Annotated in this window: 23 protein-coding genes; 2 read left to right on the top strand and 21 right to left on the bottom strand. The window is 57.9% G+C overall.

The window, feature by feature from the left end; all coding sequences use genetic code 11:
- Positions 1 to 54: 54 nt before the first annotated feature.
- The 21 genes from ACO07N_RS23695 to ACO07N_RS23595 all read right to left on the bottom strand — a co-directional run bounded on the left by ACO07N_RS23695 (position 55) and on the right by ACO07N_RS23595 (position 10,841).
- Entirely contained in the window at positions 55 to 531 is a 477-nt protein-coding gene (locus tag ACO07N_RS23695) for a hypothetical protein (RefSeq protein ID WP_421983381.1), read from the bottom strand.
- Positions 532 to 538: 7 nt separating this feature from the next.
- A complete protein-coding gene (locus tag ACO07N_RS23690; protein ID WP_421983380.1) occupies positions 539 to 1,720 on the bottom strand; it encodes a DUF2201 family putative metallopeptidase in 1,182 nt (393 codons plus the stop codon).
- Positions 1,717 to 2,028 (bottom strand): hypothetical protein, encoded by a 312-nt coding sequence (locus ACO07N_RS23685; protein ID WP_421983379.1) that lies wholly within the window; start codon positions 2,026 to 2,028, stop codon positions 1,717 to 1,719. The genes ACO07N_RS23690 and ACO07N_RS23685 overlap by 4 nt, the downstream gene beginning before the upstream one ends.
- Positions 2,025 to 2,324, bottom strand: coding sequence for a hypothetical protein (locus tag ACO07N_RS23680; protein ID WP_421983378.1), 300 nt, complete (start codon positions 2,322 to 2,324; stop codon positions 2,025 to 2,027). Before ACO07N_RS23680 ends, ACO07N_RS23685 begins: the two co-directional genes overlap by 4 nt.
- Before the next feature lie 2 nt (positions 2,325 to 2,326).
- On the bottom strand, positions 2,327 to 2,674 hold the full coding sequence (locus ACO07N_RS23675; protein WP_421983377.1) for a hypothetical protein: 348 nt from the start codon (positions 2,672 to 2,674) through the stop codon (positions 2,327 to 2,329).
- Between the two features lie 15 nt (positions 2,675 to 2,689).
- The gene (locus tag ACO07N_RS23670; protein ID WP_421983376.1) at positions 2,690 to 3,028 is read right to left on the bottom strand and encodes a hypothetical protein; all 339 of its coding nucleotides are present in this window, start codon (positions 3,026 to 3,028) and stop codon (positions 2,690 to 2,692) included.
- The gene (locus ACO07N_RS23665; protein ID WP_421983375.1) at positions 3,025 to 4,011 is read right to left on the bottom strand and encodes an AAA family ATPase; all 987 of its coding nucleotides are present in this window, start codon (positions 4,009 to 4,011) and stop codon (positions 3,025 to 3,027) included. Before ACO07N_RS23665 ends, ACO07N_RS23670 begins: the two co-directional genes overlap by 4 nt.
- Before the next feature lie 71 nt (positions 4,012 to 4,082).
- Positions 4,083 to 4,295: a hypothetical protein gene (locus ACO07N_RS23660; RefSeq protein WP_421983374.1), complete on the bottom strand. Its 213-nt coding sequence runs from the start codon at positions 4,293 to 4,295 to the stop codon at positions 4,083 to 4,085.
- The gene (locus ACO07N_RS23655; RefSeq protein WP_421983373.1) at positions 4,292 to 4,816 is read right to left on the bottom strand and encodes a hypothetical protein; all 525 of its coding nucleotides are present in this window, start codon (positions 4,814 to 4,816) and stop codon (positions 4,292 to 4,294) included. The genes ACO07N_RS23660 and ACO07N_RS23655 overlap by 4 nt, the downstream gene beginning before the upstream one ends.
- The gene (locus ACO07N_RS23650) at positions 4,809 to 5,168 is read right to left on the bottom strand and encodes a hypothetical protein (RefSeq protein ID WP_421983372.1); all 360 of its coding nucleotides are present in this window, start codon (positions 5,166 to 5,168) and stop codon (positions 4,809 to 4,811) included. Before ACO07N_RS23650 ends, ACO07N_RS23655 begins: the two co-directional genes overlap by 8 nt.
- Positions 5,165 to 6,067 carry a hypothetical protein gene (locus ACO07N_RS23645; protein ID WP_421983371.1) on the bottom strand — a complete coding sequence of 301 codons (903 nt, stop codon included), beginning with the start codon at positions 6,065 to 6,067 and terminating at the stop codon, positions 5,165 to 5,167. The genes ACO07N_RS23650 and ACO07N_RS23645 overlap by 4 nt, the downstream gene beginning before the upstream one ends.
- Positions 6,068 to 6,136: 69 nt before the next feature.
- Positions 6,137 to 6,385: a hypothetical protein gene (locus tag ACO07N_RS23640; protein WP_421983370.1), complete on the bottom strand. Its 249-nt coding sequence runs from the start codon at positions 6,383 to 6,385 to the stop codon at positions 6,137 to 6,139.
- Positions 6,382 to 6,828, bottom strand: coding sequence for a hypothetical protein (locus ACO07N_RS23635; protein WP_421983369.1), 447 nt, complete (start codon positions 6,826 to 6,828; stop codon positions 6,382 to 6,384). The genes ACO07N_RS23640 and ACO07N_RS23635 overlap by 4 nt, the downstream gene beginning before the upstream one ends.
- The gene (locus ACO07N_RS23630; RefSeq protein ID WP_421983368.1) at positions 6,825 to 7,559 is read right to left on the bottom strand and encodes a hypothetical protein; all 735 of its coding nucleotides are present in this window, start codon (positions 7,557 to 7,559) and stop codon (positions 6,825 to 6,827) included. Before ACO07N_RS23630 ends, ACO07N_RS23635 begins: the two co-directional genes overlap by 4 nt.
- Positions 7,560 to 7,564: 5 nt before the next feature.
- On the bottom strand, positions 7,565 to 7,882 hold the full coding sequence (locus ACO07N_RS23625; protein WP_421983367.1) for a hypothetical protein: 318 nt from the start codon (positions 7,880 to 7,882) through the stop codon (positions 7,565 to 7,567).
- Positions 7,883 to 7,958: 76 nt separating this feature from the next.
- Positions 7,959 to 8,198, bottom strand: coding sequence for a hypothetical protein (locus ACO07N_RS23620; RefSeq protein WP_421983366.1), 240 nt, complete (start codon positions 8,196 to 8,198; stop codon positions 7,959 to 7,961).
- Between the two features lie 326 nt (positions 8,199 to 8,524).
- Positions 8,525 to 8,917 carry a hypothetical protein gene (locus tag ACO07N_RS23615; RefSeq protein ID WP_421983365.1) on the bottom strand — a complete coding sequence of 131 codons (393 nt, stop codon included), beginning with the start codon at positions 8,915 to 8,917 and terminating at the stop codon, positions 8,525 to 8,527.
- 18 nt (positions 8,918 to 8,935) lie between these two features.
- Positions 8,936 to 9,238 carry a hypothetical protein gene (locus ACO07N_RS23610; protein ID WP_421983364.1) on the bottom strand — a complete coding sequence of 101 codons (303 nt, stop codon included), beginning with the start codon at positions 9,236 to 9,238 and terminating at the stop codon, positions 8,936 to 8,938.
- 215 nt (positions 9,239 to 9,453) lie between these two features.
- Positions 9,454 to 9,789: a hypothetical protein gene (locus ACO07N_RS23605; RefSeq protein WP_421983363.1), complete on the bottom strand. Its 336-nt coding sequence runs from the start codon at positions 9,787 to 9,789 to the stop codon at positions 9,454 to 9,456.
- A 159-nt stretch (positions 9,790 to 9,948) separates the two neighbouring features.
- Positions 9,949 to 10,686 carry a hypothetical protein gene (locus ACO07N_RS23600; RefSeq protein WP_421983362.1) on the bottom strand — a complete coding sequence of 246 codons (738 nt, stop codon included), beginning with the start codon at positions 10,684 to 10,686 and terminating at the stop codon, positions 9,949 to 9,951.
- Entirely contained in the window at positions 10,674 to 10,841 is a 168-nt protein-coding gene (locus ACO07N_RS23595; protein ID WP_421983361.1) for a hypothetical protein, read from the bottom strand. Before ACO07N_RS23595 ends, ACO07N_RS23600 begins: the two co-directional genes overlap by 13 nt.
- A gap of 1,857 nt (positions 10,842 to 12,698) precedes the next feature.
- Between ACO07N_RS23595 and ACO07N_RS23590 the strand changes: the two genes are divergently transcribed.
- Entirely contained in the window at positions 12,699 to 12,947 is a 249-nt protein-coding gene (locus ACO07N_RS23590; RefSeq protein ID WP_421983360.1) for a DUF7681 family protein, read from the top strand.
- A 42-nt stretch (positions 12,948 to 12,989) separates the two neighbouring features.
- Entirely contained in the window at positions 12,990 to 13,412 is a 423-nt protein-coding gene (locus tag ACO07N_RS23585) for a hypothetical protein (RefSeq protein ID WP_421983359.1), read from the top strand.
- Position 13,413 lies beyond the last annotated feature (1 nt).

Raw genomic sequence — 13,413 nt, 5'->3', positions numbered from 1 at the left:
AAAAAAAGCCGGCTCACTGGCCGGCGTGTCGGGATGTCAGGTGGTGGACGTGGATTAGGTTAACGTCATTTCCGCTGACGATTCGATGACCGCGTCGATGTGGACGCCTTCCCAATCGGGGTTCTGTTCCTGCTCCCGCAGGATTTTTAGGGTTGCCAAATGCGGACGGAGGGCGTGGGTGAATTTCTCCAAGGCATCCGAGTTGGTGACGCCGTTGAAGACCATCGTTGTCGCCTCATCATCGCCATGAGCCCGGCCGACGATGGTGAAGTTGCTGATGGGTTCGATCGCCATGTCCTTGACCGACCAGACGCCTTCGGTGTCGCTCCAGGGAAGAGTTCTCATCCGGCCGCTGGGCTGCGGGACTTCGAAGATATCCTTGATGACAAGTTCTTCTTCGTAAACGCCGTACAATTCCGGCACGTCGCGACTGTAGATAGCCGGAACTTGTTTCGGTTTGTCGGCTTCCACGAACATGCTGAAGTCACAGCCGCCTGTCGTGGTGGTGCCGTTCACGTAGTAGATGGGCATGGGAACCTCACAGATTTTCTTGGATCTGGATCAACTCACCGAAGGGAGTGGCAAGGCTATCGAAGTCCTTGTCGCGACCGTAGACGCCCCAAAGTACCGGGATGCTTGGGTCCTGGCCGAAGTCGCTACAGTGCAGATCGGTGAGATAGATGATTGCCTTGGTATCGGGCTGCTTCTCCCGAACGTACCGGAGAGCGGGGCTGAACCTTGTCCCGCCGCCACCGGTGGGGTGCAAGGCAAGCTCGTCACCGCGTTCGAAGTTGTCGACATTCCCGACCGCTGCGTCGCAGTAGACGACGGTGATAGCGTCGACCGCACCCTCGTCCAGGGCACCGCGGACTTCAGCTGCAAATGCGCCCAGGATTTCATCGTCGATCGACCCGGAGGTGTCGACGCAGATGGAAACGTGAGGGACGCCGTCGGCAATTGTTCCCGGCGTGATGAAGCCATGGGGCAGAAGACGTCGGTTCGGGCGAGCCCACGAAAAGTCGCGGGTCACAGACTCATCGACGAAACGTCGGAGGACAGCTCTCCAATCGACCTTCGGCTTCAGAAGGCTGTCGACGATTCTTTGCACCGCAGCGGGAAGGGTGCCTTGGTTCGCAGCCTTCGCAAGATTGGCAGCCATGCGCACCTTCGTCTGCATTTCAGCGCGGGCCTTAGACAAAGCTGCGGTGTCATGGCTGGGGGCGGCGTCAAGAACGCCACCACATCCACCCGGGTCGGCTGAGCTGCCTGATCCAGAACCGCTTCCGTCACCATTGCTTGAGCCGTCCCCGTCCTCGTCAGGAAGCATGTTGTAAATCTGTTCGGCTCCCAACCCGGTGAAGTGTGGGTCGATCAGACCGAGGACCGGCATCTTCCCAACGCCGGTAGCGACCAGCTCGCCGTTGATCGCGTAGTCGCAGGCTCTGTTGAACTTGCCAGGCTCGCGATCCTGTCGCCGAATATGATGCTCAAAGGCGTTGTGCAATACCTCGTGGGCAAGGACGAACATCAACTCCTCTTTGCTGAGGCCGGCCACGAACTTGTCGTCGTAGAACAAGTGCGTTCCGTCCGTTGCCATTGTGGTGATCGATGGATCATTGGTGGCGTTGACTGTCTGCAGCCCTATGGCGAGAGCGCCAAAGAACGGATGGTCCCAGAGCAAGGCGGTGCGAGCCGTCAGGATTTTGTCTGCCGGAGTCATGTCATGTTCCTCGTAATGGAAAGGCGCGTACAAAACGCGATATCGTCTTGCGAGAGTTGAGAACGTAGCGCCGCGGAAATGGACTTTGCTTTCGCGGTGATGTTGGTGAGGCGGAACGGGGTCTCGCCTCGCTGAAGCGCTGCTACAGCGACCTGCCTCGCAGCGAACCGCCGCGTTTCTGGGTCATAGGACAGCGCCCATGCCATCGCTTTTGTGTGATAGCGGAAGCCTGTAAAATACCAGTGCGGCTTTTGATTTTTGATGGTGCGATGGCTGATGATGGTCAGCCGATGGATGGTCACCATCACGACTTCGCCTTCACTAACGAGGCGCGAGCACACTTGGCAATATCCTCGTCGGACAGCAGTGATTTGAATATGTCTCGAAGACTACGGCCTGTGTGGATGGAGGACTTGTTCTCGTCGATCTTCAGCCGCACCAGCACCTTGACGTTCGATACGCGAAAGTCTCTCTTTTCAGTCCGGTATTTGAGTTGGTATCGTTCGGGTTGAGAGACCTTGTTTTTCCTGATGTCGAATAGCCAGACGAAATAGCCTTGTTGATCGGTAAGGCATATCGATCGCGAGAAGATTTCGATCTCCATCTTTATAGAAACTCCTTGTTGGCATGGAGAATTGACATCGCCGTGCATTCCGCGAGATCTGCCTGGGTGAGCAAATCACGCAGGATCTTGTTGAGCTTCCCTTCCTTCACCGGAGGATCTTTCGAACGATCCGAACCGATGAACATGTCAGGGTGTTCAATGTGAGCCTTCGTGGACTTTGAGAGCGGGACGTTTGAGGCTTTGAACGCTCTAAGGGCCGCGTGATAGGTGAGCTTGTAGTGCGCCGTGGTGTGATCGACGCGAATGGCATTGAAATGCCAGCTCATTTCGCCTCGTTTGTCGAAGCGCTCCTTCTTGAATGGGCCCCAAACATAACGAAGAGCAACCATCTGGCCTCCTGCAGTCTATCGGTTGATTGATCGGGACAGGGCATGGGCGACCTCCTTCTCGCTGAGCATGGAGCGAAGCCGTTCCGTGGGTGTTGCGCCGGGAAGATCCTTCAGCCGGACACAGGAAGGTAAGTAGATTGTCCTGAGGTGGCGCTGGTTATCTGGCGCCAACTCCCGGTCTCGTTTGGTTTGAATTGAGGAAGAGAACTTCCGGGTCTTGGTGTTGAAGGTGAGGCGGCGACGCCTCACCGTGTCTTCGGTGAACCCGATGAAGGACCAAGTGAACCGGTCGCTCCTCTCGATAGTATCGGAGCGCCAATCGAATTGGATTGGACCGCAGATCAGCTCGCTCATCCGAACACGACGTCCTGGTTCTCAGTGGACCACTGCACAAATGCGTCCGTGTGTGACAGGCCGGCACTCCGTCGAACCGCATCGACCATGAAACTGATCGTGAACTCCCGGGGGAGCCGTTTCATGTAAGCGCAGGCATTGGCGATCGTGGTTTCAGTTACCTTCCGAGCGAGAGCGGAAGAGATAGCGAACCGTGCGTCCGGTTTCTCAGGCACGGGCGCACTGTTGGGATTAGCGAGCACCAGTTCGATCGAAGGTAGATTGCGGTAGGTGCGGATGAAGCCTTCCAGCTCTCCTGCAGCTGCCTCGCCGACGTTGCCGGCAAGGAGCCCGAACCGAAGCTTTTCCGGAGCGTCGATGAACTTCGCCGCCTGTTCCCACGATCTGGGTGTCGGGAACGACCGCGCATCACCATTGCCAGGCTTGTGCAGCAGCTCGGGCCGGAACCGCAGAAATGCAGTGACGACCGGTGACAGGTCGATCTCGTTGAAGTGGTCAGTGGTCGTCTTGACGTCGGGCTCGACATCGATGTGCGCGAAACGGTTGGCGAGAGCGGACGGCATACGTTGAGCTGCCGCCCGGTCAGACTGCCGGTTGCCAGCAGCTACGATCCGCCAACCTTCCGGCAACTTGTACTCGCCAACCTGCCGGTCAAGAACGAAACCGAAGCAGGCTGCCTGCATCGACGGTGCAGCGGCGTTGATCTCATCAAGGAGAAGAATGCCCTCGGCTCCATCGCGTTCGACCTTGGGAAATTCATCCGGCACCTTCCAGCGAGAGGTGTCACCGGTGATATCAGGCAGGCCCATGAGGGCGACCGGGTCACGGGTGGAAGCACGGAAGTCGATGACCTTCTGCTCGCGCTTTTTTGCGACCTGTTTCACGATCGATGACTTGCCGATGCCGACTGCGCCCCAGAGCATGGCGGGTGTGTCGGCGTCGAGCAGGATCTCAAGGGTTTCGGAGGCTTCGTTGAGGTTCATGTGATCATCCTTTCAGACAAGAAAAAAGCCGCACAGAGGCGGCTGAGTTTGGAGAGATATCGGTGTTCTGGTCAGGATCTCTGATCAGCTTCGGTAAAGCTGGTCACCTTGCGTTCGTCGCAGCCTATGAACCAGCCATCCTGGGGACCGTTCGCGCAAAAGTGCGCTTCGGCTTCGGCAGCGACGGTCTCCTCTGTCAGTTCGGTGTCGGCCGGAATTTCGACATCGAACCTGTAGTAGACCGTCTCCTCCATGTGGACGGTGACAACGCGCAGATTGCTCATGCTGCTTCCGCCTTTGGATTGATCCGGAGGTATGCGACGACCTCGACTGCAGCGGAAATTGGAGGCAACTCGCTGCCGCCTGCGATATCCATCCTCCGCAATTCTTCGGTCAAGGTCCCGGCGTCGAGGTGGCGTCTGATGGCAGCGGCTGAGAGCATGGGTTCAGCTTCGGAAGCCGGGTAGTGGAACCTGTGACCGGCGTACTTGCAGCTTGAGTTTTTGGGAACAATTGCCTTGCAGGCCGCGGTGTAATGTTCTCCTTCGCCATTGTCCGCTTGATAATAAAGATCAAGTTCCGAACAAAGATCTTCCAGGCAACGCAACGCACCGTCGTTGACGCCAAAAAAGCTGAACTCGAGATTAGTTGGGTGATCGATAGCACTCAGGAACTCGGTACGCATATTTTCGCTGTGCATCGGCTCGCCACCGTCGTCGTTGATCTGCCCCAGCAGTCGGTCGAATGCTTCTCTGCTTGCAATGTGCCCTCCGATCCGGGCGTTGACCCAGCAACGGTCACCCATTGGCCGCCTCCTTCATTTCCTGCCGGCAAACTTGTGTGAGAGCCCCACAATCGGGGCATTCGCCGGCAGGCATGGTTTCGCCTGGGGCAACACGCTGGAAAATGTCCTGTATAGGATCGCATTGGGCGATCGTGCCTCGCCAATCACAGTTCTGGCAGGCGCAGATGTCTTCACCGTCCATGATGTCAGCCTTGTTGGCGTTGATCGTTTTCCAGATCAGCGCATCGGTTTCGTTGATGGTCGCCCGAAGCGTGTCGGAGATGGCCCCGCCGCAGTGCTCCAAGACTTCGGATTGCATGCGGATCAGGAGACGGCGCATATGCTGCACCGTCGCCGGTTCGACCAGTCTCACGACATGTAGTCCGAGACGTTAGCGAAGATTGCAGCAGCCTCTTCAGCCACGCTGGTTCGCAGGGTGGCGTCCTCACGGAGCGTCGAGGCATCGTGAACGGCCAGTGGTTTCAGCGCATCTGCCATCTTCGCGAGTTCCGGATCCCCGGTGATGTTGAGACCCGGCAATAGACCAATCAGGTCGCGGATGTTCTCAACGAGAGAGTCGCGGAAGACACCCTCTGCTCGGTTGCCGGTACCAGTTGCCGGCTTGTAGGCCTTGAGCTTCTCAGCCATGCGCTTGGTCGCCTCGGCAATCCGTCCATAGACGTCCCGAACAGCAAGCCGGGTGGCTTCGGTGACGTTCCGCTCGATCTCGTTGCGAAGGAAGATTGCCTGGGCGTCCGAGATATCGACCCGGAAGTCTTCAGACGTCGGTACCGGCAGGATCTTGATCTCGATCCCGAACTTGGCGCGGAGATCGGAGACGTCCGGGTAGTCCTCGTCCTTGAACATGCCGCTGAGGCGAGCACGGGCCGCGTTCACGTGGGCAGGGTAGGAGAGGAGGAAGTCGTCAACCGCAGCGTTGAATTTCGCCTGCTGTTTGTTGAGCCAGGATGAATGGGCCATGTAGGCGTCGGCCGCCATGATGCGGGTACCGCCATCCATCCACGGCAACGTCCGCTCGGTGAAACCTGTGCGGGTTTCGCTGACAATCGAGACGATGTCCTTCAACGCCTCCTTCGGTAGCAAGAGCTTGTTGTACCGGCCGGCATCGTTCGCAGCATTGTGAGAGCTGTTCACCTCATCGGTGACCTCACGGTCGAGGCGGCGCCCGGACCATTGCGAAATGGACAGGGACACCAGCATGGCGCGGGTGGCAAGAGTGGCAGAGGCAGAAGGCGTATTCATCATGTTCATGGCAGGTCCTTTCAGGCACAAAAAAACCCGCTCAATGGCGGGTAGATGAAGGTTGGTTGGCGGGTACTGCTACTCCTCATCGTCCTCGATGACTTCCGCGTCGTGCATCGAGGCGCACCGTTCCAGCATCTCCTCGATGCTACTCACCGGGTTCGTTTCATCGTCGAGGCATTCGCGCCGGTAGAGGTGGCAAAGGTTGGTGATCAGGTCCCGGATGTCCTGTTCCAGAATTCCCTCCGGGTAATCGGTCTGTTGAAAGGCCTGAACGGCAACCAAGGCGACCTCGGCGCGGTCGGCGTTCGTGATGTTTGGTGTCATGCGTCCTCCTTGAGGGCTAGTCCGTCGTCGTTGCAGTATTTGATGAAGAACTCCATGGAGAACTCAGCCGCGACATCGCGCTGGTGACCAGCGCTCTCGAAGCGCCCCCCCATGCGGGCGATCGCCTCTTTCGCGAGCTTGCGGTATTCGGGTGCCTCGTCCAGGTCTATGCCGAAGCGGTCCAGCACTTCAGTCGTGAAGCTCTGGATGCCGTAAGACTCGAGGGACTGGATGCCCGCAATCTGCTCCGCCTCCCAAAGGAGATCCCGAGCCTCCGGTTCGGTGAGTGTGCCTGCGGCGTATTTCAGGCCAATGTGCATCCGTTTTGCGACCTGTCGCCAGCGCCAGAGCTGGATGCGGCAACGGTATCTGAGGCGCTCCGGCAGTGCGCCGGTCAGCCGGTCTAAGACGGACAGTTTCAGCTGCGCGTGGGGCTTTCTCATGTCAGCTCGTTTCCTTCGAAGTCGAACACTTTGTCGGCGAGTTCTTCGCGGCCCGCCTCGTCACTGGTCAGGTACTGGTACTCGTCGCTCAGTCGGTCATAAAGCCACTTCATGAGTTTGATCATCGGCTCTTTGATTGTGTCTTCGGCCTTGAAGAAACCCCGCTTCTCAGCGAGGCGGTCCCAGACCATTTGTTGAAGCTCGTTCCAGTCGTCGTATGCGGTCGCTAAACTGGTTTCATGGCTGTCGAATTGGCAGCTGCGCTCATGGTAATAAGCGCCGCGGTGGGAGATGGTGACGGATACGTGCCCGTTTTCGTCGCTGTTCGGGCCGAGCTCTTCGGCAACCTTCATGATGCTGAAGACGATTTCGAGAAGGCGAGTGTCTCTCGGTGCGTACTCAATGATGCTCGACAGTGCGGCGAACGGGTCGGAGGGGGGCGTCCAATCTCCCTCGAAGCACGCGCCGTCCCCCTGGCAATATGCGAGGGTGAAAAAGACGTTCGGTTCTTGGACGATTGATCCGGAATAAAGCCGGCTCGGCCGGGTCTTGAAGGAAATGCCGATCATCTCACCGATGCGCACGAAATCCTCGATCGTGTAATCGTACCATTCGTCATGCGGGCCATCGCGCCGCCAGTTGTCGAGCGCATGTTCCTTTGCGCTATCGGGAAGCTGGTCAAACGTAAATTCGCCGCACGGGAGCGGCGTCGCAAGTGCGGGAGCGTTCATGGTTGTCAGTCCGTGTGATCAGAGGGGACAGGAAGCCGGGAGAGGCAGTCGGGAAAGAAGGCCAGCGCTTCGCGGATCCAGATGGTGGCGAGAGTTTCTTGCCCGCAATCGACCTCGGCAAACAGGTCATTCATCCGGGTCACCTTCCAGCCGCGGGGCATAGGCATTCCCGCTAACCACTGCGCAGCCTTGAGGGCGTTCAGAGATTTGTAGAAGCCTTCGGCGAGGCGCGTGTGACGTGGCGTGCACATATAGAACGGACCGCCGTCCTGCTCGGTGTAGAAGCCGTGCAAACGGTCACGAATTGCGATCGGGTCTGTCATGCGGTTGATCCCTTGGCATAAAAAAAGCGCGCTCGGTGGAGCGCGCCATGCATTCAGATGGAGTGGTCGGAAAGGTTTAGGTCCAGAGCTTCTCCAACAGAACGTAGAAGCCGACCACGGCGGCCAGCATCGAGCCGATCCGCATGGTCATCTTGTTTTCGTGGCTCTCAAGAGCAAGCCTGAGGTCTTCTTTCGTCACGAGGTCCGCCATCACGTAGGTCCTGGCAGCATCCGCGTGTGCGGCTGCCTGATTACGGGGAACGCCCGCCTTCTCAAGGTCGCGGGCATAGGAGAGCGTATCAAACGCGTTCGCCATTGTCATTTTCCTGTTTTCGGGGTCAGGCTTGAAGCCGTTTGAAGGCGGGGACGTATCGAGCGCCATCCCAGATTTTCAGTTTTTGCGGGGTGACGTGCACTGTGGACTGCCGCGCCTGTTCCAAAGCGTCGGCATGATCAGCCGCGCCGATCATGATTGGCCCGTACCGCCCATCGTACCGATAGGAGGTCAGGCCGTCGGCCGCACAAGGCCGCTCGCTGAAGTGCTTCATGCGAGGAAGAACAGCGCGGGCAGGCAGAAGGCGAAGACGGCCAGCCCGAGCAGGGCCAGCCAATCGCCAATGCGGTGGAGATTGAGGCGCGAGTTCACGCGGCAAGCCTTACGGGTGCGATCGGGCGGCGGTTGACCTCCTCGATACGCTTTGCCGTGAACAGCATGGCCCCGGTCGCGGAAACAGGCGTCAGGTGGCCAATGCCGCCATCCTGCGTGACCGTGAACGTGTACCAGTGTGCGCCGGGGTGAATGGCATGGACGTGGATCATGTTGGATTGAAAGGCGGCAAGCTGATTGATCTCGGCTTCGGCGAAAGGGGTGGGGAAGGTGATCATGCTGGTGCCCGACGGGCGGCAGATCCAGACGCCCGCGTCACCCGCCTTCAGTTTCGCGCAGCAGGCGGCGTCGTGCTCGGTCAGGTCCGACCGGTAGGCAGTCAAAAAGCCTTCAGCGGCGATGAGCATTTTTGCGAAAATCGTGGTCATTTCTGCAGTCTCCAAAGGTCAATGTCGGGTATCAAAGGGGCGGGCGTTCAGGTCCAGAAAGCCGGAAGACTCTCCCTGCCGGCAGGCGAAGGCGAGGACGCGGGACTGGTGGGCTTTCTCGGGAAAGAGGGCGCGGCCTTCCAGGTAGCTGGCGATGGCCTCATAGGTCTCGGCAGCGAGCCGGAAGAGCTTTTGCGAGTGGGTGCGGTGCGACGTGCAGGCCGCGTTCAAATGCTGGTCAGCGATGGCGTCGGCCTTCTCGACCCAATCCGCGACGGCGTCAGCGGGGGCGTCAGGCGTCGGCACGGGGAAGTCGGTCATGCATACGCCTCAAGAACGCGAGCGCGGGTCAGGCGGGCGCGCTGAGCGTCAGAGCGGGCGATATCCGCCCGGACCTCCTCCTGAAAGGCGCGATACTGCCGAGCCTTGGCAGTCTCGTAATGCGGGTGGTGCAGAGGGGCGGGCGTGTCGCTCGGGGGCGTGGAATGCAGGCGGGTCACGGCATTGATCCTTTCGAGGCCTACGGTCGGGCATTGTCAGTCGTGAAGGGGGAAGGCAGGGCCGAAACAGGCGACGATGTTTTCGTCGGTCGGCCTTTTGTGCGCGATTGCGCACTCGGGCGTGTCGGGAACGGGGACGCAGGCAGTCAGGCCGCCATGTGCGTTCAGGAGGCGAGAGATCCGGACGCAGGCGGCCTTCGGCAGGTCGGCTTGGATGACGTCCTGCGAGAAGGGCAGCGTCAGGTCCGTGATTGCGAAATACGTGTCTTCAGCGAAAGCAGCGAGGGCGTAGGTGCCCGGTTCCATAGCTGAGGCGGCAGACGGCACGGCGATAGCCGCAGCCAGCCAGATTGCGGACAGACTCCGAGTCATGACTTTCTCCGATTTTGAAAATTTGGGGGTGTCAGGCGCTACCTGGACCGGGCTGTTAAGCGCGTCAGGCTTGCCGCCGTGGGAACGCCCGCAGGCGCTCGCAGAGGGGCAAGGAAAGGGCGCCGGAAAACCGACGCCCTATCAGGTCAGGGGGATGGATTAGGCGGCCTGCGCCACTTCTGCCGGTGCTTCCACGACAGGGGCGGTTTCCGGCTTGGCCTTAGACTTGATTGCAACGGCCTTGCCCTTGACCTTTGCCGGGACGGTTTCGAGCACCTTGCCGCCCTTGTGCTTCGGCGCATTGGCCTTTTTCGGCGCAACGCCTTCTGCCTCTTGCTGAGCGAGGCGCAGGAGGTCTTTCATGCCGCGCAGGACGGCAGGGGAAACGCCTTCTTCTTCGGTCAGTTTCTTGAGCGCGTTTTCCAGATAGGTGACCTGATTAAACGCGGCCTTCGGCTTGCTGTTCTTCGCCTTCTGGAAGTCTGCCGGGGCAATATCCATGCTTGCCGCGATTTTGGCCTCTTTCTTCTTTGCGATTTTGAAGGTCCGTTCCTTCGAGTCGTAGGACACGTTCCCGAACTCGCAAGCCCAATTGATCAGGCCGAGGCGATAATTGCCCGGGGTCATTTCGAGGAGGGTATTCAGGTGGTCAGCACGGCCGTTTTCTGCAGCGTGATTGATACAGGAGACGGCAAGCTGGTGCTCGCGTTCTTTGAACGTTGCAATGGCCTTGCCACGGGTTTTCAGAGCAGCGGAAAGAGCTTTTGCGTTCAGAATTTCAAACTTTGCCATGATCATATTCCCTTCGGTCTTTCTGGGTTTAAGTTGTCGGGCTGTTTTCCCGTATATGGGCAAGGCATTGCTTGCCCATAGGCTGAAAAACTTCACCAATTCCAAGGCTTTATGCCGCGTTCTTTGCAGATTTTGTTTGCTTCACGCTTGCCGGAAACCGTGATTTTCTCAGAGTTGCTAAACTCCGGTCCGGCGCAAGGCTGTTTGCAAATTGTCAGCGTCCAGCCCTTGGCTTTTGATCCGTGCAGATATGCAACCATGATTTTTCCTTTCGCTTTTGATCCGCCGTTGCCAGCCAAGGGGGCAGGCAAGGGAAGGCCAAAAGCAAAACGGTGCGGTCAGTGACCGCACCGTTCCATGTCGTAAAATCTCTTTTGCAATCGCTTTGTTAGGTTCAACGGAATAGCGAAAATTCCGTTTCAATCTCTTGCCTGTCGCGGTTGTGGATTTAAGACCAGCAAGTCAGTCCCCGTTAGGTTCCCTCCTGCGTCGCCAGCTATGTTTCCGCCACCTAACAGGCATTTGCCTGTCGTCAATATCTCCAAAACTTCTCAGAAACCCTTGTCTTTTTACCCTTTGGACAGGTTGCAAGGTTGTCTCTACTTGTCATCCGTTTGGCCTTTTCGCCTAATCCCTCCTAGGAACGTGCCCTAGGTGATTTTCAGCCGGAACCTTCGCCGATACAGGTCTTTATGGTTATGCCTGTCTAAACCCTTCGCCTAATCGCCAGCCTGTCAAACCAGCGTAACCGAACCTCACAGCCCGATTGCGTCGCCATATTGCGCCCTAGCCAAATGGTTGCCCTCATTGGATGTATCAGGAGCATTCCAAGGCCAATACGAAACGAATCGTATCAGGTAACAGGAAAGCCGCCGAAAGTGACCCGAGGCATTCAGAAAGGACTGATTGAGAAAGAACCCGGTTAGAAACCGCTTCAGAGTGGATGTTTCCAACTCCGATACGTATGGTTTTATACACCTCGAATTGATCCGGCAAAAAAAAGTTCAAAAAAATTACAAGCCATTGTTTTTATTGGATTTATTTTCTGCCGAGTTGTCGATTTTTTTAAGTTTTTCGAGACTGATTTGTCAGAAAAGAATGTGCAAAAACAATACGTTAAGCGGTGGTCGATACTATTTTTTATCGATAAAACACGTTGTGTATTGATTGCCTGCGTATTGGATTGCCTGCCGTGCCGCCTCTTGCCTTCCTGATAAGGCCGAGTCATGCATAGTTCCCATAAGGGCGATTTGCGTTCAGCGCCTGACCTCCCCTCGAAAGTGCAGCCTGCCCGGTTTCGAAAGAGCCGGGTTTTTTCTTGCCCGGTCACTGCCGCGCAATCGTGGCGCAATTCGTCCAGGTAACCCCGCCCCATATATCCCGCACCGGTTAGAGCCGCGCACCAGCCCGCACCGGCAGGCATGGAAGCGCGCCAGCCGAACGGCACCGGCAGACCAGCCGGGGAAGGACCGCACCGAACAGGGCAGGGACCGCACCCGGTTCAATCCCCGGCAGGGGGCAAGACGGAAAAGGCAGGAGCGAGGGAAGGGACGCCAGCGCCGGAGGCGGGGCAGGGAAGGGGCAGGAAGGGAAAGCACCCGTTGCCCCTGTCATCCGTCCCCGCCGTCATGCCTGCCGCCTTGCTGGCCTTCGCTGCAAGCCTGCCGCCGTGCCGTGGTCATGCCTGCCCCTGCCTCTTGCCCGGTCATCCCCGGCAATGCGCCCGCCTGCCCATGACGGCGGCACCCATGGCGCAGCTTAACTAGATCCAAAACAAAAGATGAAAGCAAAAACAGTATTCTGATTTGAATTACTGGCGAATTGCTTGTGATCGTCTTGCGCTATCCATGGCATTGTCTTTGGTCATCTGGTGCGGTGCTGGCGCCCCTCCCTGTATTGGTCACCCGGACCTTTGGGTCCTTCCGGCCCACCCCCCAGGCCGCGGGTGCCGTGGCAGCGCATTATTTGAGCGGTTTTGAGAAATTAATTTCTCATGTGAAGCCGAACTGAAACCAGTTTCTAAATTCCGGCCAGAATGAGCCGGTGAACCCGCCAGTCGGAATGGAAAATCATTCCAAAACGACAGGCTAATTTCGAGCAGAAGAGGAAGCTGTTCCATGACAGAGCATTTGGGATTGCCGGTCGCTGGGTACCGCAGCCAGTCAGACGAGAAGGTGGCCAAGGTCAATCAGATGAAAGTCAAAGAGGAAGAGGTTCTGCGGCTTCTCGATGGTCTGGCCAATGATCCGACTGTCGATCCTCGCTGGTTGTCCATCGGTCGAACCGAGCTTGAGAAGGGCTTCATGGCCGTGAACCGCTCCGTGTTCAAGCCTGGCCGCGTTCACCTCGAAGGAGATCCTGACTAAGGCTCCAAACCCGTCACGCCCCCCTATGCCAGAGAGGAAGAAATGGCATCTGAAAACCAGCAAAACACTTCACCGCAGACGGCGCGTCCCGACAGCGAAAAGCTGATCGATGACATCGGCGTTCTCGCAAGTAAATCTCAAGCCGTTGAAGCTGGCCTGAGAGAATTGACGAACGTCGTCCTTCGGTACCCCGGAACAAGCCCCGAGCACTTGCGCACCGCCGCTGCTGCATTCGATCGAGGCTTCGTCGCGCTGAACCAGTCGATCTTCGCGTTGACCGGTCCTCTTGCCACGGCACGTAAGGCCGAAAAGTCGAAGCCGGTTCCAGAAGCGGCCGAAGAGCCTAAGCCTGAAGAGCCGGTTGCCGAGGAGCTGGTCGAACCTGAAGACAGTCACCTGGTGATCCAAAGAGGCAAGAAGCGGCCGTTACGGCGTGGGTTTACCCGATCCGCGACTGGCGCCTAGG

The sequence above is a fragment of the Roseibium sp. genome (assembly GCF_965229775.1).
Lineage (GTDB): Bacteria > Pseudomonadota > Alphaproteobacteria > Rhizobiales > Stappiaceae > Roseibium.
The sequence above is the reverse complement of the archived record's forward strand: the minus strand, read 5'-3'. Positions and strand labels throughout refer to the sequence as shown.